The sequence below is a fragment of the Xenorhabdus vietnamensis genome, assembly GCF_002127535.1.
Taxonomy (GTDB): domain Bacteria; phylum Pseudomonadota; class Gammaproteobacteria; order Enterobacterales; family Enterobacteriaceae; genus Xenorhabdus; species Xenorhabdus vietnamensis.
This window is the reverse complement of sequence record NZ_MUBJ01000003.1, coordinates 36,201-60,337: the sequence shown is the minus strand read 5'-3', so window position 1 is coordinate 60,337 and position 24,137 is coordinate 36,201. Positions and strand designations below refer to the sequence as shown.

Genomic DNA, 24,137 nt, shown 5'->3' with positions numbered 1-24,137 from the left:
CCCACTTTTGATTCCACATGCAAGTAAATACTTTACGTTATTCTATTCTTTACATAGGGAAGAGTATTTATCTATCGATGTTTCGTGACGATCTTTCCTTCCATTATGCAAATTAACGCCAAACCATCTATCTGTAACACCACTTACGGGTTCATCAGACCATACAGTGAAACGCTCATTGACTGGCCAGCCATACTCATTGTATAGCGGCAATTTACTTAGCTCTTGTAGTTCACTTACAGTCGGCAATTTATTCTTACAACGTTGTTGTGCTTGACTTACCAGTGTGGCAGACCAAGCTTCGTTATTACTCCAACCATAATTTGCTGCACCTAACCACTCTTTATGTAATAAAGGCCGATAGTAATTTATCCCATTAAGACGGACTACATCTTTCATATGCCCCCAATAGTCCGCAACAGACACATCAGGGCTAGTAATCACCGTAAAGATAACATCACTTTTTTTCTCTATAGGCCCTGTGACACCATCTACAACAACTTTTAACGTTGTTCTTGCACCTATTCCATTCGGATCAGAAATCGTCTTAACCAGCTCACCAGTCTGGTCTGTATAACCAATATAATCTCCCTCCTTAGTATCCAACATTGTTTTGAAATCGTCTGGGGATAATGACCAATTTCGTCGATCAAAACCACTCATCTTAATCTCAAAAGGCACCCAAGCTACGGGTTTACCAAACTTTGTAATTTTAATCATCATGTTAATAGAGTCACCACCAGAATTTGGAAGATTATTTTTTCTCGCTTGAAGCTTAACAACAGGTTTTCCATTTACGCTTACTGTATCCTTCCCCTTATCAGCCAGCTTAACTTCAACAGCATCGGCAACATTTGCCACCCTACCCTCGCCAATTTTACTCTTTGTGTTATTGCCCTTATCTTGAGGATCGTTGGTCGTGAGCGTTAAAATATCTTTTGTACGAGCATCCAGCCCATTTCTTGCCAGTATTGAGAATTCAAGTACTTTACCAGCATGCTCTTCCACAATAAGGTAGCCCTGCGGTTTACCATTATTTACAACGCCTTTTAACACCCCTCCACTATTGCTCTGCGAACTAGAATCTGCCTTGCTGTCTTCTGAATTAGCTAAATCTTTCACGGCGGCTACTGTTTGCCCTTGTTCACCCCAAGCGTAAAAAGAGTTATCTTCCTTATTTCCGCCATTGTGTTCATATTTATAATTAACTTGCAGTGTTCTACCAACCACCAAAAACATATCTGGATTGTCTACTTTCAATTCCAGATCTTTGATAGTTGGCACTGGTGAATTAAACGTTACCTTAGTGGCTATTTGAGTGAGTGGCTTGCCATCAACTTGCAGCGTCACCATCCAGTCACCAATTTTCATGCCTGCGGTCACAGTGGCGGTATAAATGCCACTGCCTGCCGGCGTTTCCTGAATCATCCCTATCTTCGGCTCATCCCCGCTGCCGGACAGGGCACTGCCATCAAACCGGAGGCGCGGCTGCACATTGGTGATTGGCTGGTTCTGGCTGTCCTTCAGCACCAGCGTCAGTGTCGCCTGTTGCTGGTTATCAGCTTCCAGCGTATTAGGGCTGGCATTGAATGCGGAGTGAGTTTCACTCACCACGTCAGCCAGCGATGGATTAAACATTATCTTGGTGGCGATTTGACTCAACGCCTGACCGCCAACCTGTGGCGTTACCGTCCAGTCACCGACTTTCGTGCCCGCGGTCACGGTGGCGGTATAAATGCCACTGCCTGTCGGTGTTTCCTGAATCATCCCTATCTTCGGCTCATCCCCGCTGCCGGACAGGGCGTTGCCATCAAACCGGAGGCGCGGCTGCACATTGGCGATTGGCTGATTCTGGCTGTCCTTCAGCACCAGCGTCAGTGTCGCCTGCTGCTGGTTATCGGCTTCCAGCGTCTTAGGGCTGGCATTGAATGCGGAGTGAGTTTCACTCACCACATCAGCCAAAGGCGGATTAAACATTATTCTGGTAGCGATTTGACTCAACGCCTGATCGCCAACCTGTGGCGTCACCGTCCAGTCGCCGGTCTTCGTGCCCGCGGTCACGGTGGTGGTATAAATGCCACTGCCTGTCGGTGTTTCCTGAATCGTCCCTATCTTCGGATCATCCCCGCTGCCGGACAGGGTGTTGCCATCAAACCGGAGGCGCGGCTGCACATTGGCAATTGGCTGGTTCTGGCTGTCCTTCAGCACCAGCGTCAGTGTCGCCTGCTGCTGGTTATCGGCTTCCAGCGTATTAGGACTGGCATTGAATGTGGAGTGAGTTTCACTAATGATATCGGTTAATAGATTGCCAAAGATGACATTGATAGTTTTTATCTTCTGCCCATTTATTTTCGATGTAACAGATAATCTGCCTTCGGTCTCTTCCCCTTTAAAATGCCATTCATAACGACCGCTACCGAATGGCATCTCTTTCACTTTCCCTAAAGTCGGCTTCTGACCATTACCATATAGCTCGCTCCCATCTAGCTCCAAAGTAAGGTAATCGCTTACTCCCGCAATAATATGACCATCCTTATCACGCAAATCCAATTGAAAGAAACCTGACTCATTCGGTTCAACCTTACCTTCCTTCGATACCTTAAACAGGGATTTATCCGTATCCATTATTTCCGACAATGATGGATAAAAATCAACCATAGCAGAAGGCAACTCCTGACCATCCACTGCTACTTTGATTTTCCAATTGCCGTATTTAGTACCAGCCGTAGCAAGCACTTCATAAACACCATCCTCTCCTGAAACTTCATTGATTTCTTTAGACAACTCTGGATCTTGGCCTGCGTCTTTTAGTCCGCTAAGGTCAGACGTAAATGTAATATGACTCACCGCTCCACGGATTGGCTTACCATCCTTACCAATCAATTTCAACCGGAGCACGGTTTGGGTTTTTCCATCTGCCAGCATCGACTGTTTGGCAGGTTCAAAACCGGAGCCTTTCAGGTCGATCGCCAAAGCAATCACCTGTATCTGTGTTTCAGCCCGTTCAGAAGCATTGCCTTTATTATCATAGGCGATACCGGACAGGGTATAAACGTTGTGACCTTTTGCATGGTATGGTGGCAACACCAGCAAATAATGGGTTCCCTCACGAACCGAATAGGAAATTATGTTTTCTGTCGGCGTATCCCGTTTCTTCAACGTACCACCGCCAGCTTCCAAATTTGCCGTGTCCCAGACAATTTCCTTCAGACTATATTTGCTACTGACTCTGGCATTCAACGGAATAACCTCACCACCATATCCGCTGATTCGATTTTCCATCATCAGGCGTATCAGCTCTTTTTTGCGATATTCCAGTACGATTTGATTATTACGCTCGACCAAATCATAACGTCCACCTTGTAGGCTGCGTTTAAAGGCCACTTCATCAGGGTCAATTTGTTTTGACCACGGCATCCCCAGTTCATAGTTCAGGCCGAAATTAAACTGAGTTTCGCCGTGTCCCTGCGCACTCTGCTTGCGATCAATACCCAACGTCACCAATGGGATCGGAGTATAATTAGCACCCATAGTAAAAACTGATGGATTTTTCTGACGGCGTTCCTCACTCAACAAGCCGACTTCATTACCAAAGTATTGTTCATAGATCAGCTTGCCACCCAACTGCGGATAATCGGGAATATAACCTTCCGCCCGCAGATCAAAGCCATTGGCCGGGCGTTCTTCGTAATCGTTCAGTTTCTTGCCATCTTTCCAGCCACTGGCACGAAAATAACCATTCATCCCGAATTTCATAAAATCACGGGCGTACTCGGCTCCAATACCAAAACGGGTATGGTCACGGGTAATGTCGTGGTCAAGGAAAGCGTTATAGCCAAACATGCCGGTATCGTAGAAATGCCGCTGCCCCAAACCAAAATTGGCAGTGGTCCGACTGTCAATACGACGCAAGCCAAACTGGGTAAAGGCTATCTGTTTTTCGTGGTCATAGAACGGCAACAGCATATCAAACTGGCTACCTTCTAAGCGTCCATGTTTATCCACATTAGCCTGCAATTTGACCGTACCGTACCGTTGTAACCAGTTTTGCAAAGTCTTATTGGCTTCACTGACCGCCATGCCATGTAACTGGCTTTTGACATTGTCTATAATATTGCCATTTTTCAGCATCCCCACCGCACGAGAAGCTGTACTTGCCAGCCAGCGTTCGGTATTTTTTTCAGAGGATTCAATGGCAGAGGATTGTCTCAGATTTTCTGCCAGCAGTTGACCAGAAAGAGACTTTGGGTCGTCAGTTAGATTCTTCTTTTCTTGTTGTATAAAAGGTTGGTCAAGGGAGGGCGCTTCCTGTGCAACAGTGAATGTTTGAGCAATTACCAATAAAGGAGTAAAAGCACCCGCTATCGGAAAAGCAATCTGGGCAAAAATATTCGCCCAAGTCACCAATTTAATCCAATGGCGTTGTTTATCTGTCCACTGTCTACTTTGTTCTTTTAGCATGTTTACCAACCTGTATGATTAACACTATTGACCTCAAGCGATATATTTGGTTGATAACATTCATGCCTACCTTCTATATAGAATAGAGTTCAAATGAAGGTAAATGAATCAGATAATTTTCCATCTATGAGGCCAAGTCATTTACTACGCAAGGAAAAAATTCATTAAGCACTCTAAAAAATAAAAGCTATTTAATTAGATGACAAAAAGTCAAATAAATATAAAAAACGCTTTCATTCACACAATAACATTTAATTAAAAATACAATAAAAATCAAGCCACGGATTAAAAAATAATAAAACCCATTTCAATAATATAAATAAAAATAAAATTAACCATTAATAATCAATGTGATATGAAAAAATACAAACAAAGGATAATTTTCACAATCCATATTAATACAGGGATTCACAATTAACATTTAGTATCTAAATGTAATCTTGATCTTGTTTAAATATACAGAAAAAATGGAGAATGAAAAAAATTATAAAAACACCAAAAACCAACTGCAATTAAATTTAATTACCCATTATTAACAAAAAGACAAAATACATTCAGTCTTCTATCAGATATTATTTTTTTGAAAATTTAGCCAGTATTTTGATTTTATTCTAATTTACACAGCACATTTTCCCCTGAACAAATCAATACATTACCGTACAATTCCCCGCATATTGTTTCATGTAAGTTACCCGGAGAACGGATGGACGGACGATTTGTTCAATCCCACAAAGAAGCAGGCTGGGCAGTATTCCTGACGTTGGCTTATCTTGTTGGTTGGCTGCTGTGTGCCTATTTACCCAGTGATGACAGCGGATTAACTGGATTGCCACGCTGGTTTGAACTGGCTTGCCTGCTGCTACCCGCCTTATTTATCATCCTCTGCTGGTTGATGGTGAAGTGTATATTCAAGGACATTCCGCTGGAGGATGATAATGCAAAGTGAAGTGATTCTGCCTCTCGTAGGATATCTGGCATTGGTTTTTCTACTGTCAATCTATGCCTATCGTCGTCGGCAAACAGGCGAATTCTTGAATGAATATTTTCTCGGCAACCGCTCAATGGGTGGTTTTGTACTGGCAATGACCATTACAGCAACCTATATCAGTGCCAGTTCATTTATTGGCGGCCCTGGTGCAGCGTATAAATACGGTATCGGTTGGGTGTTGCTATCACTGATCCAGCTCCCCGCAATATGGCTTTCCCTTAGCGTACTGGGTAAAAAATTTGCCATCCTTGCCCGTCGTTACAACGCGGTCACACTCAATGATATGCTTTACGCGCGCTACCAGAGCCGATTTTTGGTCTGGTTTGCCAGTATAAGCCTGTTGGTCGCCTTTATCGGCGCAATGACAGTACAGTTCATTGGCGGGGCGCGTTTGCTGGAGACAGCAGCAGGTATTCCTTATGATACCGGATTGCTGATTTTTGGAATCTCGATTGCCCTTTACACTGCATTTGGCGGATTCAGGGCCAGTGTCCTCAATGATGCTTTACAGGGTCTGGTGATGCTGCTAGGTACAGTGTTATTGCTGGCAGGAATTATCTACAAAGCCGGTGGGTTATCAGCAGCAGTTACGACACTGCGCGCCATTGACCCGAATCTGGTTTCGCCTCACGGTGCTGATAATATCCTCACCGGGCCATTTATGGCGTCTTTCTGGATATTGGTCTGTTTTGGTGTCATTGGATTGCCACACACCGCTGTGCGCTGTATCTCTTATAAAGACAGCAAGGCGGTTCATCACGGTATTATTCTTGGCACAATCGTAATGGCAATCCTGATGTTCGGTATGCATCTTGCTGGTGCTCTTGGCCGGGCCATCATTCCTGATCTGACTATCCCTGATCAAGTGATCCCAACCTTGATGATCACCGTACTGCCTCCCATTGCCGCCGGGATTTTTCTGGCAGCACCAATGGCTGCGATTATGTCCACCATTAATGCCCAACTGCTGCAATCTTCGGCTACTATCGTCAAAGACCTCTATTTAAATTTGTTCCCACAACAAATCAAGCAAGAGAAAAAGCTATCGCGCATCTCCAGCTATTCCACCCTGTTTTTAGGCGCATTATTACTGCTGGCTGCATGGCGCCCACCTGAGATGATTATCTGGCTGAATCTGCTGGCATTTGGTGGGCTTCAAGCCGTTTTCCTCTGGCCTCTGGTTTTGGGGTTATACTGGGAAAAAGCCAATGCCTGCGGAGCAATCAGCTCAATGCTGACAGGTGCTGCAAGTTATACTTTGCTGGCAACCTTCAATATCCAGCTTCTTGGTTTCCATCCTATCGTACCATCCCTATTGTTGAGTTTACTGGCATTTGGGATAGGAAATATGATGGGTAATAAACACACACAACAAACCGCTGCACCTCAATAATTACAGCGTTATTCACAAAAAGAGAATTTTTTATGCCTTGGATACAATTAAGATTAAACACCACAGGACAACAAGCTGAGGCCTTGGGCGATGAGCTTATGGAAAGTGGAGCAGTATCTGTTACCTTTCAGGATAGCCACGATACCCCCATTTTTGAGCCTCTGCCGGGAGAAACCCGTTTATGGGGCGATACCGATGTTATCGGCCTGTACGATGCTGAAATGGATATGAAAGCGGTTGTCAGCCAACTGGAACAAGTTCCACAACTGGGTAAGGGTTTTATCCACAAAATTGAGCAGCTGGAAGATAAGGATTGGGAGCGTGAGTGGATGGACAACTTCCACCCAATGCGCTTTGGCAAACGTCTGTGGATTTGCCCTAGCTGGCGCGAAGTGCCAGAGCCAGAAGCCGTTAATGTTATGCTTGATCCCGGTCTTGCCTTTGGCACCGGTACTCACCCAACCACATCCCTTTGCCTGCAATGGTTAGATGGTATTGATATAACAGGTAAAACTGTGATCGACTTCGGTTGCGGCTCAGGCATATTGGCTATCGCAGCCCTAAAACTGGGAGCGAAACATGCTATCGGCATTGATATCGACCCACAAGCAATTCAAGCCAGTCGAGATAACGCTGAACGCAACGGTGTATCTGACCAATTAACTCTTTATCTATCTAAAGATCAACCTAAAGACCTTGAATGCGATATCGTGATTGCCAATATCTTGGCTGGCCCACTACGCGAATTGGCACCTGTTATTGGCTCATTACCTAGATCTGGTGGATTATTAGGCTTGTCCGGTGTTCTGGCAAGTCAGGCTGAAGGAGTTGCTCAAGCCTATGACAGTGAATTCATTATCGATCCTATAGCTGAACAAGAAGAATGGTGCCGCATCACAGGGATTAAAAAATAATCATTTAATACCTATTGAAAAGCGAGATTATCCACTAAAATGATTCCCTAGGGGGTCAATTGGTTTTAATCCATTCTCTTTATGATCAGAAATGTAAATATTAACAAATTCCATCAATAGAATGTAACCATATGTTATTTAAGAATAATTAACCAAGTTTAAAAAAATAAACTGCAAAAATCCGTTATAAATGCCTATTCGCTCAAAGTTTGGCCTTTCATATCTTGTGAAAAATGCGTAATATACGCGCCCTTAGTCACAGTTTGCCACTCTTTCTTCGTTTATGCGTATCGGACAATACCAGTTGAAAAACTGTCTGATTGCGGCCCCTATGGCAGGCATAACAGATCGCCCGTTTCGATCTCTTTGCTACCACATGGGAGCTGGAATGGCAGTCTCAGAAATGCTTTCTTCCAATCCACAGGTTTGGAAGACAGATAAATCCCGGCTGCGTATGGTTCATAGCGACGAACCCGGAGTACGTTCTGTACAAATTGCCGGTAGTGATCCCGATGAAATGGCAGCAGCAGCGAAAATTAACGTCGCTAATGGCGCTCAAATCATCGATATCAATATGGGGTGCCCAGCTAAAAAGGTGAATCGTAAGCTGGCAGGCTCTGCATTACTGCGTTATCCAGAATTGGTTGAGAAAATCCTTTCTGCGGTAGTCAATGCGGTTGATGTACCTGTCACTTTGAAGATCCGCACAGGGTGGTCACCGGAAGAACGTAACTGTGTAGAAATTGCCCAATTGGCTGAGCGTTGTGGTATTCAGGCTCTTACGATACATGGCAGGACACGAGCCTGCCTGTTTAACGGTGAAGCCGAGTACGACAATATTCGGACAGTTAAGCAGACTGTTGCCATTCCAATTATTGCTAATGGCGACATTACTGACCCGCTAAAAGCCAGAGCAGTGCTTGAATACACTGGGGCTGATGCCCTGATGATAGGCCGCGCTGCTCAGGGAAGACCTTGGATCTTTCGGGAAATCCAGCATTATCTGGAAACAGGGAAAGTGTTGCCACCGATGCCTCTTGGCGACGTGCAGCACTTAATAAGCGAACATGTACGAGAGCTGCATGACTTTTACGGTCAAGGCAAAGGAGTTCGTATTGCACGCAAGCATGTGTCTTGGTATCTCAAGGAACATGCCCCTGCTGACCAGTTTCGGCGCACATTCAACGCCATTGAGGATGCCAGCGAACAGCTGGAGGCGTTGGAGGCATACTTCGAAAATTTTTGAGTAAACTATAAATAAAGAGCTAACAGAACTATGTTCGAACAACGCGTAAATTCTGATGTACTAACCGTTGCTACTGTAAATTCACAAGATCAGGTAACTCAAAAACCTCTGCGTGATTCGGTTAAACAAGCACTGAAGAACTATTTTGCTCAACTGAACGGTCAAGACGTTAATGACCTGTATGAGCTGGTATTGGCTGAAGTAGAACAGCCACTGTTGGACATGGTGATGCAATACACCCGTGGCAACCAGACCCGCGCAGCACTGATGATGGGAATCAACCGTGGTACTCTGCGTAAGAAACTGAAAAAATACGGCATGAACTGATCCTAGTCTAGTAACATGTTGTTAAATCGGCACTTTTTACTATGTAGAAAGTGCCTTTTTACTTAGAATTACCCCACCGATTACCCCACCGAAAAATCCTCAGCACAAAAACTCACAGAACAACATGAGTACCAAAGAAAAATAAGAATTAGATGTGTTATAGAGGTCAGTACACCAAACGTTCCAACCTTGTGAAAAGTTACGACGTATTTCGTCTGGAAGCATTGAGATGAAAGTTACAGATGTTTCTACCAGTGAGAAGATACCCCGTTACGGCTATCTTCCCGATGATTTTCAAATGGAACTAATTATTTTTATGATTTATCCCGAACCTTGCGCTCAATCAATTCACCATACGAATCAAAATAGCGGCTGGGCCAGATTTCAGAGGGATGTATTTCGAGATAGTTAGCAATAATCCATTCGCCTTTCGGCCACGGTCTACTGAGAGTATTTGCCAGTGTAGATGAGCTGAGACCAGATTCACGAGAAACAGCCGCTAAGGTAGTGCCACGCTTACGTAATGCAGCAATAATATCAGCCTGATGCCAGTCGTTTTTTGTTTTGAACATTCCTGCTACCCCTTCCATTAATTAATATTGATGGTGGCGATTCAAGACAGGGTTCTCACAACTGGGAACTATCTTCCAGCGAGGCCGAAGCCTCCCCCGTCTGAACCGCCATTGAAAGGGCGATCGCAGACACACTGGCAGAAACTTCCTACCAGTGGATAGTTCTTTACAAGGGTGAGAATCCTTGACCACTAGATTTTGCTAATGGCGGGGCTACTTTAACTGATTGGTTTATCGGACTCAATAAGCGAATCAGTATAAACGCTTAACTTTTTGCGTTATATGCTATTAAATAGCCCATGCTAACTGACATCCTTACTACTCTGAATTCAAGCAAATGTAACAGTCAGGCTTAGCGCCAAGAGCAGACGGTTAAATATTGAAATGACGGTGTGTCAGCAGTATTTTGGTATTCACAGAAATAATTTAAAAGGAGAGTGAGGTGAGTGAAATGTTTGAAATTGCATATGCAGCAGCCACAAATAGGCTTTGCTTATTTACTGGAACCGGTTTTTCAAAAGCGATTTCTGATGGTGATGCACCTACTTGGCAAGGTCTTCTTGAAAAACTGTGTGACTTTTTACCTAATGATGCAGAAAAATTAAAAGTGTCACTTTTCCCGAAAGATAAACCGCAACTTCTGAGCCTAGAGGAAGCAGCACAAATAATTTCTATAAAGCTTGCGGCTCAAGATAAAAGTATTCATGAAGAAACTGCAAAAATTATTTCTGAAATTAAGCTTGGTGATGATAATGAGGAAGTCGAGAAATTTTTTTCTAAACGTTCTTTTCGGATTGTAACAACAAACTACGATAAACTTGCTGAAAAATTAACGACTAGTAATAGCTTTCAATCAATTACACCTGGATTGCCTATTCCAAAATCTTCTGCGAATGTGAAAATTTACCATGTGCATGGTTCTGTGGATTCACCAATGAATATGGTTATTACATCAGAAGATTATTTTCGGTTTATAAATAGCGATTCATATTTTTCTCGTAAATTAAGTACCATTCTACATGAAAATACTATAGTAATCCTAGGATATTCTCTTGGAGACACAAATCTAAAAGCAATTATTAGTGACTACAAAGGATTCTCAAAAAGCCATGTGGTAGGGTCTAATATATTTCTGGTTTCGAGATCCTCAATCGACCAAAGCATAAAAGACTACTATTTTTATTGTTATGGAATAAGAGTTTTAGACTCTCTTAATATTGAGGGATTTTTCAAGATCCTTAATGAAAAAATTCCGGAAGCAGAAAAGATTGCTGAAAGATCTTTGGAATCAATTAGAAAAGTAGTATATGAACAACATTCGTTCAATAAAGAATATTTAAAATTAGAGGATTCCTTCTATCAAATCATTTCTTCAATTTCCGCCGAAGGTTTGAGCTGGAATGACCGTAGAGTAGTGAAAATGATCGGTAATGTTATTGAGTCAAAGACGATGTTAACGTATGAGCATAATGCCTGGGAACAATATGAGCATCTAGCTAGATGGCTTGTTTATCTCGGAGCTATTTTTGAGGTTAGTAGAACATCAATAGAAAAAAAGTATCTTGATGCGGTTCTGAGTTCGATGAATACTATGAAAAAAGAGTATTACATTGGCTATTCTTGGCATGCATATAGATCTTGGAAAAATCGCTGGTCATCAATAATTGCCTCAAATCGTATACTAATTAAGAAACACATCGAAGCAAATACCACATGGCCCGATGCATTAACCATTGTAAACGACATTGATTCGTAATGTTATATTTCATTAATGTCCACATTCAGGTAATGGGTACTGCATCGTGATTTAGAAAAATTATCAAACGTTATATGACTGACTTGAAAATTTAAAAATTAAGATACTACTATTCGGGTTAATTGTGTGTAGTAATTACCTCAGCAATGCTGAGGTTTTGACATTGTGCCACTCATTTTTTAATCGGCGATAACGTCCGCTTTCGTTCATAGCTGACTGTCAGGTTGAGTCGCACTTTGCTAAAGAACATCGCCAGATAAAATAGCGACCAATCTAAAAAAGTGTAATATCTAACCTTCTGAGAATTCGATTTCAATCACAATAATTAAAAAAATCAATTAGTTACCTATATTCCATCAAAGTTAACCAGCCTCTGTTGCTGCTCCTCACTGAGCGTAAACGCAAAATCTTCATGTTCTACTTGCCATGTGCCAAATCTCATCAGGAACGCAATTGCAGGGTCGATTTTGTTCGCTGATTTCTTCTTGTTCGGCTTGATATTGGCATTCGCATCGGTTTCCATCACTACATTGGACATCGCCCATGCCAGCACCGGATCGTCGTTGTGACGAATGACCTTGCGATTAACGAACACCTCGGCAGATTTGGACACCGGGCTAAAGCGCATATAGGTTTGCGGGAAGGGTTCAACACATCCAGCCCCGCGCCTTGTAACTGGGTGCGTAAGTGTGTGGCGCTCCATGTGTCAAAACCCACCAGCTTGATATCAAAGTGCTGGCTGTCTTTGAGAATATCATCACGGATACGATCATAATCAATGCAATCGCCTACGGTGGTGCGTATCCAGCCTGCCTGTACCCATTGACGATAAACAGCCCGATTCTTGTTGGCGGGGTTCTGTAGCTGGGCTTCGGGCAGATAATGACGGGTCAGTAACAACAGCTCGTTGTCCACGGGGAACGTGTAACAAATACTGGTGATATCGCCTGTTGAGGATAAATCTAATCCGGCGTAACACTCCAGTCCTTTCAGGTCGTTTTCGTCATAGTCGAGTTGGCAGGCTTTCCATGCGCCTTCCCCCATCCACAGTGTTTCACCCTGACACCAGATATTAAAGCGTTTGGTGAGCATTTCCGTCCATTGTGACGGAATGCCCCGTGATTTCTGGATAGTGTCATGCAAAGCTGCGCTATCCACGGAGATATTCAGATTGGGATTGGCTTTAATCCAAAGAGCTTCATTATCAATCTCGTGCTCGTCGTCCAGCTCGTAAATCAGGGCAAACAACGATGCGTTATACTCTTCGCCATCCAGAATCTGACAGCAATAATCATAGTGCTGTTTACAGGCTGAAATAACGTTACTACCTGCTGTCGTGATGGCAAACAGAATGCCTTCGGGACGTGCGCCCATACCTAATTCAAGGGCAGAGTAGACTGCATTATCCGGGTGTAAATGGTACTCATCGACAATCGCCAGACTGGGGTTAGTACCTTCGATGGTAGCAGCTTTGGCTGCCAGTGGTTTTAGCAGACTGTTACTCTTCGGGTAGGTTATTTTGTGTTGCTGAATAGATACCCGTTTTTTCAGCGGTTTTGATAACAAGCACATCTGGCGGGCATCATCGAATACAATACGTGCCTGATCGCGACTCACGGCGGCGGTGTAGATATCCTGCTGGCCTGATTCCATCACTAGAAACCAGTTAGCCAGTATTGCAGCAACGGTAGATTTGGCATTTTTGCGTGGTACTTGAATGTAAGCACTGCGGTATTTCCGTCGTCCGGTTGCCTTCACTTTGAAGCCGAACAGATTCGCAAAGGCGAACTGTTGCCACGACTCCAGCATAATCGGTTTACCGCGCAAATGGCCTTTGACGTGCGGACAGTGACGGGAAAATACAATAAACCGCTCCACCACTTCCGAATCAAACACATAAAGTGGGTTATTCAGGTCGTTAAAATAGCGTTTCACCGCCTGTTTTACCCGCTTACAGGCCGGAATTGTGCCATTTTCGATATCAAAAGCGTACTGCTCCCATGCGTTCATAGTCGGTCTAGCTCGTCCTCTTCTTCCGTTTCTACCGGATTTTTCCGCCGTGATACCGGATCAAAGCCCAGTAACGCCGACATTTTTATCATGATTTTTTCGGCATCAGCTTTGGCACTCAATGACGGATTACGGCTTTCACTGCCTTGGCTGTTCACAATGCTAAAGCCTCGGATATCAAGGTCTGCCACGGCTTTTCGGTAAATGGCATAGTTGACGCAATACAGCTCTAAGTTGTTCCAGTCGGCGGCGTTCAGGTCTTCCCTCTCGTTTAAGATTTTACCTTTGGCTTTCCATTGACTGGCGGCAATCTCGTTTAAATAAGCAGGCGGTTTGGGTGCTCTTGCCATAATGTTCTCTGTTCCTTGTGATTTATTTTCAAAAAAATTGCCGTGCGTAAAAATTGAAGGAGGGGCGGTTCTGCTCAGAGGGGGATTTGTCATTTTTGATACCCCCACCCGTTATTTCAGTTTGTTATTATTCCGAATTTTAACAATCGTGCCACTTCTGCCTCCTGCTCCCGATAAGCACCTTGTTTGCGCTTGGCTTTGGTGAGTGGGTCTGTCTGTACCGTCTTACGGTTGTGGCAGGCATGGCATAGTGCTTGATGATTGGATATAGGCCAAAACAGCACATCACTATCACTATCACTATTGATTGGGATAATGTGATCTACAATGGTGGCGGGTGTGTAACTGTTCTGCTTGAGGCAATGCACACATAAGGGATGCGTTTTGAGATACATCAATCTGTATCTGCTCCATCGGTTACTGTAGCCACGTTCGGTACGTGTACCGCGCTGCCTGTTCTGTTCCCGCCGATGTGCCTCACATCGACCGGACTTCACCCGTTGCTTACAACTCGGATAGCTACAACGTCTTAACGGTTGCCACGGCATCAGTAGATCCCCACATCACGATAGACAGACCACAATGATTTGATGGTGAAAGGCACTTCTTTCAGTTCAACATCCGTTGCCATTTCCCGATTTTCATACAGCAAGCCGATATAGAGCAGGCAACCGACTTTAATCGCCGGGGTAAAATCCAGACCATCACCGAACCGCTTACCAATATGTTGCTGGCAGACTTCCAGCGCTGCGGCGGCATAACCCGTTAATAGGGCATCATCAAGGGTGTGATCTTCTTCCAGTCGGCAATGCTGTTTAATTTCATTCAGGGGAATTCCAATCCGGCTCATCGGAATATCCCTCCCTTGCAAAGTAGCTCTAGGCGGGTGTATTTCGCATCGGGAATGACTGCCATAATGCTAAAAGCTGTGCCCGTCGTGTTCGCTCCGTGATAGGTAATGCTGTTAGCTGTAGTCACATCAGCACGATAACGCAGCCAGATACGCACGATGGCTTCTGAGAACACTGCGCCGGATGCCACCAGTTCCCGCCCGCTAATCGCTTTGACTTCTGCCCAGACAGTGGCTAAATCTACCCAGTTGTTGAGTACTTCACCAAATTTACCCCGACTGGCTTCATTTTTTCGAATAGTCACCCGATGCCGTAATCTGCCTGCTCTCATTTTTTGGCCTCCGACTGTTGTTTGATTTCCACGGTTTGTTTCCATGCCTGACTGAATTCATCGCCACCGGCACGGGGTGATAATCCCTCGCGTTCGCGGGCTTCATTCGGACACATCACGCCGGATTTAATCGCTGTTTCATAACTCTGGAAACGTTCTTTCGGATTGGCGCGAAGCAGGTCGGCGGTATCAAACTCCACCTGATAACGAATGCCCCGTTTGGGTGAATTCATCAGCAAGGCGGATTTGATTTGCTGCTCAAAATTGGCCAGCCACGGACGCATGGTAATAGTCAGAAAAGCGCGTGACGCTTCGCTAAAGTTACTGTAGGTGCTGTTCGAATATTCTTGCAGAAAGATCGGACTAACGTTGAACATCCGGGCGATATCTTCAATGGTGAAACGGCGGGAGGCCAGCCACTCCGCATCCTGATTGCTCATGCCTAATTGCTGGTACTCCATTCCACCTTCAAGGATCGGTGTTTTTCCGGCATTACGTGCACCCTTGTAGCGTTCGAGGGCTTCCAGCGCCTTATTGCCCTTGATGCCATCCAGCCAGTCAGCGGCTTTAATCACACCCGCTGCCATCATGCCCTCTTTCATAATGCTTGCCCCGTGGCGCTGCTGTGCCAGCCCCAAACCCAGCGTTTCACGGCAAATCGTGACTGGTGAGCGACCAAGAAAGCCGTCTTCCGTGGCATAGCGCAAATGCAACACTTCTTCTTGCAGATAGGTTTTGACCTTGCCGCTATAGGGTTCGGTGATGGTGTAAGCAAATCGATGATCGGATAATCGTTGCGCTACCACGGCTGACGGCGGGTAAGGATGTAATGATCGTGGCTGTCCGTCTTTTCCCCAGACTATGACTGCATACGCATTGCCATTTAACAGGCAATGACGCATCAGCGTTCGCTTAAACTGAAACGGTGTCTGGCAGTCGTTCGGGCATTCATTGAGCAGGTAATCAACTGGATGATCACTTAACCACTCACGGGACTCTGTGCCGTGACTATTTTTCACTCGATAGAGATAACAGGGCATTGTTGCTACTGCTTCACTAATGACGGTAACAGCATTCATCACAGCAGGCAGACTTTCAGCGGTTGAGGGTGAAACATGCTCACCGGATTTCGTATTGGGAATGCCTGCCAGAGAAAGAAACTCATCAATACTGATACTACGAGTCTCAGCGGCTTTACGCTTAAAAGGCCACATAATCACACCTCGGACAGTTGCAGCCAGTAATGGCGCAAATCCACATAACAAGGCTTAACCAGATTCAGGGAGCGTTTGGCAATCTCAACACCACTTTCAGGATAAGCGGGTAAACTGGTGATAGTAATTTCCCGCAGTTCAACTTCTAAAACAGTTCTGATATACGGTGTTTGACTTGTATCCCATTGATCTTTTATTGCTCTGAATCCAAAACTCATTCCGGCAATATCACCCCGCTCAACCAGTGTCAGCACATCGCGTCCTAGCTGCGTATCAGGCGGGGTGAGTTCGAAACGTAATCCGGTGGTATCTTCGCTAAGTTGCAATGTACCGGACGTAGTGCGGCCTAACAGGTTCATGTGATCATGTTCATACAGTGCTCTGATATCTGCACCCGCTGTTAAGTTGGCACTGAACGCATTCGGGGCGAACTGTTCGACAAACTCATCCCACAGAACTTGTGATCGGCTGTTCCACTTAATAACATAGCCTGTCAGTTTCTTATCACTGGCAGATAGCGAGGCAGTACGGATTTCAAAATCATTCTTCATTCGATAGACTCCATGACTTTAAGAGGCATCGCGCCCCTTATCGTTAACCCGCTTTCGTGCCTTTGATTTCCAGCACTTTGATCGCGTTGGAGTCCACCAGCCCACCGCCTAAATACTTATCAGTGTGAACCTTATAAAATCCCGGTTCGGTGATATTGTCAGGACGAGTACGGATGCCTGTTTGATGGTCAACGATGAAGTAACCGCGCTTGAAGTCCCCCAGAGCAATGGTGTTATCCGGTATAAATTCAAGGTAATAAACAGGCAAGCCCAGCAACATATCAGGATCACCCGCTTGCAGACGTTCGCGCCAGATATAATCCCCGTTACCGTTTTTCAGCTTCTGCACTTGGGCGGCCGTCGTGGAGTTCATTACCCACACCGCATTTTTACGGTATTTGTTCTTAAGCAGGAATTTCAGGTCAATCAGGATATCTGCTTCCAGTTTGGCAGCTTCCAGCTTTTGTAACGTACCGAATGCGCGGGCTTTATCGGCTTGGGTGTCACGGGAATAAGACAGGAAGCCTTTCGCTTTTTTGCTACCGTCACCGCTCACGAGATCCGTTTCTTCGGTATCCACGAAGGTGTCAGCGATTTCTGAGGTCAGCCAGCCCAGAATATCGACATCACTAAAATCGATGATTTCTTGTGTGGTTTTGGGATAAGCATAGATAGGAAATAGCTTGATGCTGACTTCTTCCATTTTTGGCGTGGCAGTCTCACCGCGTGCCTTACCTTCTTCCCCGTGGACTACGGCTGCGCCACCGACCGAAGCAAGCTGTTTATACTCGTTGGTGCGGGTGGTCTTGATGGTACAGATTCGGCGCATGACTGATTCATCAGCCAGTTGCTGCATGATCTGTTTGTTCAGCTCAGGGATAACGGTATGGCCGCCATCTGAGGGGATGCTTGTAGACAAGGAACGGGCTTCGCCAGTCAGAATATAGTGGCGTAGTTCATCATTATTGAGTTTTTCACTGGTTAGCTGCTTCTTGGCCTGATTGCGTTCTTCATCAGATAAAGCCTCATAACGGGCAATTTCGGTATTCAAAGAATCAGACTGACTGCGCAGCTCGTCGAACTGTTTGGCTTCTTCGAGATTCAGTGAACGTTTTTCGTCTTCGGCTTTAGTAAGCAACGAACGCATTTGATGAGTTAAATCGGCTTTTTGCTGGCGTAATTCGAGTAGTTTTTTCATGGTGATTTTGCGTTATTTGTTTATTTAAATACTATTTAACACGATGAAAAATAATAAAGAATCCTCTGGAATTCAGAGTCTAAACAAGAGAAAACATGAAGACAAAATATTTACAAAAAAAATAATTTTAAATGGCGATTTCACTCGCCATTTTTCATTAATACCTATTTACTCACTTTTATAATGTATATTTTTTCAAAATCATCTGCTCCATTTAGCATTGTCCCGTAAATTGCCCCTGCTACCTTTATTCGTATTTCTCCAGCATGTGTAGGAGTGCCTTGTATTTTTATACGGCTGTAATCCTTTGCTGTTACTGGTTTTACAGGGACAGTATAATCACTAGGACTCCATGTTAAACCCGAGTTTTCAGGTGTTATTTCTGCACCAAAACTCTTATCTATAACACCAGGTATTCTTATTAATTCATTATATGGTGTACCAATCTTAGCATCTGTTAGATAATTTCCATCAGGATAGATATGAACAGCTTGTTTTGAACAAGCAGAAATAAACAAAAAAGATATAATTAAAATAAATCTACTCATGCTTATTTTATTGGCTTGAAAACCAACCCTCCAAATGTATGTTTAAGAAAATAATTCAAATTATTACCCCCTTTAACTTGTTGATAAATCTTACCCCAAGAAAACATATTTAAATTAACCATATTGTCATTATTTATATCATTTAAATTTATTGGCATCCCTTTTGAACTAACTTCGCCTTCCCATACAACCCAATGATTTTTCATTGAAGTATCACCAGTGATACTATCTAGCATTCCGGCTGATATTAAACTTACAACTCTATATCCTTTTTTTATATATTGATTTAAATTTATTATATCGTTCACATTACTATGTGAGAATACACTTATGTTGTCAAAAACCTTTTCATATCCAGCTTTTTCAAACCACTCTGTTAATTTTTCCCACATGGTAATACCAGCCACTTGATCTGAAATTTCATCGTAGTTCATAATCGTATTTTCTGAATCTCTTAAACTGGCTAATGTCAACCAATCTAATCCTGAGATTCTTTCACCATACTGATTATAAAAAGCTCCTTTCGGATGGCGACAACCATCACCCGGCTTAATCTCTAATTGACCAATTTTAGTTCTGCCATGTTCCCATAACTCACGAGCAGCTTGTTCATAAATATCTGGTCTGTCCATTTGTAAGCAATAAAAAAATGCCGCAGGACCACATAAACTTGCTCCATTTTGATCCGGGTAAGTTCTTTTCGATAACCTATCCTGAATTTGTGATTCGACTTTATTCTTCTCAAATGGATCATCAGGATGACCAATTGGATATTCTTCCGCAATAAATACCCTTTCAGGAACAGTAAGTTTTAATTCAACGGTATTATCCCCATCGCTAACAGGTTTTGTTTCAATCGTACTTTCAAAATAACAGGCATTTTCTCGTTTTTTATCCGAGCAGGCTTTACCTTCTACGAATTCCCCCAGTGTATACATTTTTTTAAAAGGGGCTTGCAATGCCTGAATTGTATTTGAACCATGTTTGCGGTAAAGCATGATTTGCATAATATACGTCACGGAAAGTTCATCGTCTGTTTCTTCAGTGACATGCTGTTGAGTTTCATAATTGCTCTGTAATTGTGCCTGAAAAACATCAAGCAATATATGATGATTTCCTTTTGCGTCTTTGCGATAAATAATTAAATCATACAGCAAGTTTTCGGCAGGTACATTCGATTCTATTTTGGTGTAAACGGTATAGGTCGGCATGGTATTAATCCTTTAAAATATGAAAACTCAGGTTCTTTTTGTCATCCGTGAGATGCCATTGGGTATAACCTTGTTTATCCGTCTTTCCTTCTTTTATCTGTCCATCCGGCAGGCAAACCCGATACTTGCATTCGGTTAAAAGATTGCCGTCATCATCCACACAACGATAGCGGGCATGATGTTTAGCGGGTTTTACCGGAGTTTCTTCAACCAGCGGCTTCTTAAGTGTCTTCACATTCGAGAATCCAGACAACAACGGCTTGCCTTCTTCACGCCCGGCTAATTGTGTAATGCTGTAGCCCGAAGTCCCCGCTGCAATGTGGTTACACGCGATAGATTTGTAATCGAGCATCACCACTTCATGGGGGATTGCGCCGTTATCATTAATGGAATGGGGATAATTATAGGCAAGATCAACGATTGTCGCGCCTGTCAGTTTAATTTCGTAAAAGAGTTCCAGTTGTCCCATCGGGCTTGTCCGGTAGTGCATAAAGCGCGCTTCCAGCAATTCGTTTCCATCGATTGCCATTGCTAACAAAGGTGAGGATTTATCAATGGGTTTGGTAAAGCTGACTGGGTGATGATGCGCGTTCTGGTCGCGGCTCACTGAATGGCTGACACTCAGTACCTGTATTTCGTCTTCCCGGCCTATCTGATAGCGGTTTCCGATGGATTCTGGCGTTGAACAGCCCGCTGAAATTAATCCCTGCTTCTTGCCTTTTAGTGATAAGTAGATAACGTGTGACATCTTGTCTCCTGTGATCTGACTTTCGATAAAATCGAATGAATGACACAGGATACAGCAGGAATATTTATCTATTCTAGCATGAAGAAAAATTCAGCAGTAAATTTGTGATTAATCTCTGTTCTTAAATAAAATCAGAATATTACATCGTTTAAATTTCTGGTAATACCAAATCAGGCTGATACCTTATTTTACTGTCTCCTATCATCCGACTTTTATTTACCTGCCAGAGATAGCCCCTATAAATCTTTTTCACCCTCTCAGTTATGCACCCTCTGCACATTCTTCTCAAAGCCTTGCCACATCTGGGTTTGCAGTAATTAATATGATATTCACTGACTGTATCCCCTGTTCACCCTTTTTTTATCCTCATGAAGAGAATGTATATTTGATGTATAGCTAAGAAATAACTATACATCTATTATTTTCTTTTAAATACAGATAGATATTTAAAATGATGTATGGAATGCAGACTTAAACCTAAAAAGTTTACAGTGGGGATTTAAAATCCCGGCACTCAGGCAATGACGGTAACCATTCTTCGGCTTCTCCCGACAACTCAACATTATAAGAGTAACCTTTTTTGGTTCTCACTTTCCGATACTCCTTTTTGTACTCCAGCATAATTTTGGGGAGCGATTCGCCGAACTTGGTCAGTGTTAGCGGGCGTTCAAAACCGTGCGCTTCCATAAAAGAAAGATAAGCATGATATAAATACATTCTCGGTGCCCGTGGGCTGATATTCTTAGTGCCCATCTTCATCCCAGTTGCATCATGGACAGAGACCAGATAACCGCAAAAGCGATACAATGGATCGGAATTGCTTTTCACCGTTAATGCTTCGTTAGAATCGCGTTGTGCCTGTAGCAGCTTTTTAGCTTTGTTCTGGTCGGCAAATTCGTTTAATAAATGGCGAATAATAACGGGCAGTTCCCGACTGATTTTCTCCGGCAAGTGTGGATCTTTCTCTGACTCTTTGACCGGAATGTTAAACGGGAATATCACCCGCCGCCGTGCAATACCGCCATTACGTTCTGTAAAGCTCATTGGTTCGTTATTGGTGGCTAATACCACGGCCTTAATGACCGTAGAAAATTGCTTCTCATATTTCCCGTCAACTTCGATTAAATCACCGCCAGTAATCGCCTTAATGCCCGCGCCTTCACCGACATATTTAACCTGATCGGGCAGCGTAATCAGGCTTTTCCCGACAAACTGATAACGGCCTCTCGCTTCATCCAGTGCTCGCATGTTGCCACTGGCCGTATTGTGTTCTCCCGCTAATAAAGTGGCGATATACGTAAAGATACTTTTGCCGCTGCCCCCTTCGCCTGTGACTTCAATAAATAGCTGCCAGTCATAACGGTTTGCCAAAATCATAAACAGGGCGGCTTTAATACGATTCATCTTGTTTTCATTGCTTCCCGCCGCATGGGATAACCAGCGATAAAAATCTGGGGCATGGTCTGGTAAATTTTCACCGGCAGCAGGCGGGGTGAATTCAATGCCGTTATAGTTCATTAACCAGTGTTCCGGCTGGTGCGGGGTAAACTGTTGAGCCGATAAATCATACACACCATTACGGAACCCGATTAAATCCTGCCGTTGTTCGCCGATAACTGGCACTTGTAATTTCATGGCATAGATAGCGTTATTGATCCCGTTCGGGCTGTAAGGGGTTTCGTGCTGGTCAAAGATGGCCACCATTGCCCGGCGCAATACGTTATCCGATACGGGTTCCCATATCGTACTGTTATAGTGGTATACCATTTCACTATCAGGGTTTACTGCAACCTTGCCGTAGCGTTCCACCAACAACGCGCCGCGCTGACTGGCTGCCATTTGTGCTAGATTGTTATTGGCCTTTTTGGGCTTCGCTTCTTGGAGCACAACCGCTTCTGTTTCCATTTGTTTTTTCTCGCCTACCTGATATAACCCGTTGCTGAATGCCTGCTTTGCTGCCTCAATGCCGTGATGCTGGCGATAATCGTCCCAATCAGATTTTAATTCCGTAGGCGGTAACGTTACCCAGCCGTTAATCGCTATAGAGGCTTTTTCTGCCGCTATCTTGCCGACATTCTTTTTTAACCTGCCGTTTTTGTCCCGCTCTTCCGGTTTGTGCCAATCGTTATCAGCAGCAAGGATAATTTTTGCGTTAGGCCATTGGGTTCTGACCAGCTCGGCAATAGTGGGTAAATTACTTTCATCAATGGCTGCCAGTACTACGCCTTTATGTAACTGTCTGACCGTTAACGCCGTAGCGTAACCCTCGGTAATGATGAAAGTGTCCGGCGTTCCGGTAATCTCTGAGACGGGAATAAAACCACCTTTCTTCTGAGTTCCTGATACAAGGCGTTTTTCACCGTTCGGCTTGATGGTCTGCGCGCCCGTGATTTTGCCGTCCAGAGTCTGAATCACCAGCAATAAAGAGCCATCTTTCAGTAACCGCTGATTGGGGCATTGCAGCCCCTTTTTAGTCAGATACTGAGATTCACCCATGACAGAAGTTGCAACCAGCGCAGCGATGCGTTCTGTAATCGGTTTTACTGTTCGGGGCTGCTCTTTAGCGGGTTTGGGTTCAGGCAAGGGAAGTGCCAGCGCATCGGCTACCAACTTAGCGGCAGCAAAGACCGTGATCCCTTTGGTTCTTGCCACTAAATCCAGCCCATCACCATGATTCGGCTTATCGCACTGGCGACAATGCCAGTCGCCATGATGGTTATCATCGATAAAGTGAAAGCGGTCAGTACCGCCGCAAATCGGGCAAGCGCCGTGTTTGCCTTTTGCCGGAACATCAACACCACAAGCAGGCAACAGGCTTTGCCAGTGATTGATGGCTGATGTTTTCACTGTTCGAATCACATCTAATGGGCGGCTGTTCTGGTTATTCTTTCCTTGACTCATGATCACTCATCCTCGCCATTAACTGCTGCATAAAGCGAATAGTAGACTTCCTGATTGATATCACAGGCCAGAGAAAGCAAATCATGTAATTCTTCCGAACAGTGTTGGCTGGCCTGTTCAAGAATGACCTCATATAAAGAGGTACATAAACCCGCCCGAAATGAAGCCTGACCTAATGGATCGGATTTCCTGTATACAATGCAATTTAATAATTTATTCATCGGTGGCTGCGGAGCATATTTCAACAGGGCGCGGTGAACCTCCTGATGAATGCCGTGCGCCAATGCAATCAGATTATTTAACCTCAGCTTTGTTTAAGCATTGCAATTTCATAGTCACGTAAACCTAAGCTCGGCTTTTTGGGTTGGAATGTATAAGCAATTAGCCCTGATACAACCTCCAGTAAAAAACCGACTACACTCCGATGTCTTGAATGTTCTATCTGAGAAATATTTTTCAATTGGTCATTCACTGGTTGAGTAGACCGCGGGAACTGCCCCCGCAGCCTCTCGCAGAACGGTACGTGAGCCTCTCGACTCATACCGCTCCCATCAAGCAAACGTGCCT

Annotated in this window: 20 protein-coding genes and 2 pseudogenes; 6 read left to right on the top strand and 16 right to left on the bottom strand. The window is 44.1% G+C overall.

The features are described 5' to 3' along the window. Positions 1-42: 42 nt before the first annotated feature. Positions 43-4,461, bottom strand: a complete 4,419-nt coding sequence (locus Xvie_RS04315) for an inverse autotransporter beta domain-containing protein (RefSeq protein ID WP_086108130.1) — start codon at positions 4,459-4,461, stop codon at positions 43-45. 703 nt (positions 4,462-5,164) lie between these two features. On the opposite strand from Xvie_RS04315, the gene Xvie_RS04310 reads away from it, so the two are divergent. The 5 genes from Xvie_RS04310 to fis all read left to right on the top strand — a co-directional run bounded on the left by Xvie_RS04310 (position 5,165) and on the right by fis (position 9,329). Next, positions 5,165-5,407: a YhdT family protein gene (locus Xvie_RS04310; RefSeq protein WP_086108129.1), complete on the top strand. Its 243-nt coding sequence runs from the start codon at positions 5,165-5,167 to the stop codon at positions 5,405-5,407. Continuing rightward, positions 5,397-6,842 carry a sodium/pantothenate symporter gene (panF, locus tag Xvie_RS04305; RefSeq protein ID WP_086108128.1) on the top strand — a complete coding sequence of 482 codons (1,446 nt, stop codon included), beginning with the start codon at positions 5,397-5,399 and terminating at the stop codon, positions 6,840-6,842. The genes Xvie_RS04310 and panF overlap by 11 nt, the downstream gene beginning before the upstream one ends. 32 nt (positions 6,843-6,874) lie before the next feature. After that, positions 6,875-7,756 (top strand): 50S ribosomal protein L11 methyltransferase, encoded by an 882-nt coding sequence (prmA, locus tag Xvie_RS04300; protein WP_086108127.1) that lies wholly within the window; start codon positions 6,875-6,877, stop codon positions 7,754-7,756. A gap of 283 nt (positions 7,757-8,039) precedes the next feature. Further along, a complete protein-coding gene (gene dusB / locus Xvie_RS04295; RefSeq protein ID WP_086108126.1) occupies positions 8,040-9,002 on the top strand; it encodes a tRNA dihydrouridine synthase DusB in 963 nt (320 codons plus the stop codon). 30 nt (positions 9,003-9,032) lie between these two features. Further along, positions 9,033-9,329: a DNA-binding transcriptional regulator Fis gene (gene fis / locus Xvie_RS04290; RefSeq protein ID WP_010847912.1), complete on the top strand. Its 297-nt coding sequence runs from the start codon at positions 9,033-9,035 to the stop codon at positions 9,327-9,329. Positions 9,330-9,643: 314 nt separating this feature from the next. Here fis and Xvie_RS04285 read toward each other — a convergent pair whose 3' ends face one another. Next, positions 9,644-9,901 carry a helix-turn-helix domain-containing protein gene (locus Xvie_RS04285; RefSeq protein WP_086108125.1) on the bottom strand — a complete coding sequence of 86 codons (258 nt, stop codon included), beginning with the start codon at positions 9,899-9,901 and terminating at the stop codon, positions 9,644-9,646. 451 nt (positions 9,902-10,352) lie between these two features. Here Xvie_RS04285 and Xvie_RS04280 point away from each other — a divergent pair, with 451 nt between their 5' ends. Next, positions 10,353-11,657, top strand: a complete 1,305-nt coding sequence (locus Xvie_RS04280) for an SIR2 family protein (RefSeq protein ID WP_244175464.1) — start codon at positions 10,353-10,355, stop codon at positions 11,655-11,657. Between the two features lie 346 nt (positions 11,658-12,003). On the opposite strand, the pseudogene Xvie_RS04275 reads toward Xvie_RS04280, so the two are convergent. The 14 genes and pseudogenes from Xvie_RS04275 to Xvie_RS22485 all read right to left on the bottom strand — a co-directional run. Then, positions 12,004-13,667: pseudogene (locus Xvie_RS04275) on the bottom strand (terminase large subunit). Further along, positions 13,664-14,017 (bottom strand): phage terminase small subunit P27 family, encoded by a 354-nt coding sequence (locus Xvie_RS04270; RefSeq protein WP_086108298.1) that lies wholly within the window; start codon positions 14,015-14,017, stop codon positions 13,664-13,666. Before Xvie_RS04270 ends, Xvie_RS04275 begins: the two are co-directional and overlap by 4 nt. A 116-nt stretch (positions 14,018-14,133) precedes the next feature. After that, positions 14,134-14,565 carry an HNH endonuclease gene (locus Xvie_RS04265; protein WP_086108123.1) on the bottom strand — a complete coding sequence of 144 codons (432 nt, stop codon included), beginning with the start codon at positions 14,563-14,565 and terminating at the stop codon, positions 14,134-14,136. Further along, the gene (locus tag Xvie_RS04260) at positions 14,565-14,867 is read right to left on the bottom strand and encodes a head-tail connector protein (protein ID WP_086108122.1); all 303 of its coding nucleotides are present in this window, start codon (positions 14,865-14,867) and stop codon (positions 14,565-14,567) included. Before Xvie_RS04260 ends, Xvie_RS04265 begins: the two co-directional genes overlap by 1 nt. Continuing rightward, positions 14,864-15,199 carry a phage head closure protein gene (locus Xvie_RS04255; protein ID WP_086108121.1) on the bottom strand — a complete coding sequence of 112 codons (336 nt, stop codon included), beginning with the start codon at positions 15,197-15,199 and terminating at the stop codon, positions 14,864-14,866. Before Xvie_RS04255 ends, Xvie_RS04260 begins: the two co-directional genes overlap by 4 nt. After that, positions 15,196-16,413, bottom strand: a complete 1,218-nt coding sequence (locus Xvie_RS04250; protein ID WP_086108120.1) for a phage portal protein — start codon at positions 16,411-16,413, stop codon at positions 15,196-15,198. The genes Xvie_RS04255 and Xvie_RS04250 overlap by 4 nt, the downstream gene beginning before the upstream one ends. Before the next feature lie 2 nt (positions 16,414-16,415). Continuing rightward, positions 16,416-16,964 (bottom strand): HK97 family phage prohead protease, encoded by a 549-nt coding sequence (locus Xvie_RS04245; protein WP_086108119.1) that lies wholly within the window; start codon positions 16,962-16,964, stop codon positions 16,416-16,418. Between the two features lie 43 nt (positions 16,965-17,007). Then, positions 17,008-18,162: a phage major capsid protein gene (locus Xvie_RS04240; protein ID WP_086108118.1), complete on the bottom strand. Its 1,155-nt coding sequence runs from the start codon at positions 18,160-18,162 to the stop codon at positions 17,008-17,010. Positions 18,163-18,326: 164 nt separating this feature from the next. Then, positions 18,327-18,710, bottom strand: coding sequence for a hypothetical protein (locus tag Xvie_RS04235; RefSeq protein WP_086108117.1), 384 nt, complete (start codon positions 18,708-18,710; stop codon positions 18,327-18,329). A 2-nt stretch (positions 18,711-18,712) separates the two neighbouring features. Continuing rightward, positions 18,713-19,921, bottom strand: a complete 1,209-nt coding sequence (locus Xvie_RS04230) for a hypothetical protein (RefSeq protein WP_086108116.1) — start codon at positions 19,919-19,921, stop codon at positions 18,713-18,715. A gap of 4 nt (positions 19,922-19,925) precedes the next feature. Next, positions 19,926-20,669, bottom strand: coding sequence for an Hcp family type VI secretion system effector (locus Xvie_RS04225; RefSeq protein ID WP_244175452.1), 744 nt, complete (start codon positions 20,667-20,669; stop codon positions 19,926-19,928). 486 nt (positions 20,670-21,155) lie between these two features. Further along, positions 21,156-23,570, bottom strand: coding sequence for a primase-like DNA-binding domain-containing protein (locus Xvie_RS04220; protein WP_086108115.1), 2,415 nt, complete (start codon positions 23,568-23,570; stop codon positions 21,156-21,158). Between the two features lie 2 nt (positions 23,571-23,572). Continuing rightward, complete coding sequence (locus tag Xvie_RS04215) at positions 23,573-23,791, bottom strand: hypothetical protein (RefSeq protein ID WP_086108297.1); 219 nt, start codon at positions 23,789-23,791, stop codon at positions 23,573-23,575. 83 nt (positions 23,792-23,874) lie between these two features. After that, positions 23,875-24,137 (bottom strand): annotated as a pseudogene (locus Xvie_RS22485) (hypothetical protein); the annotation flags it as partial.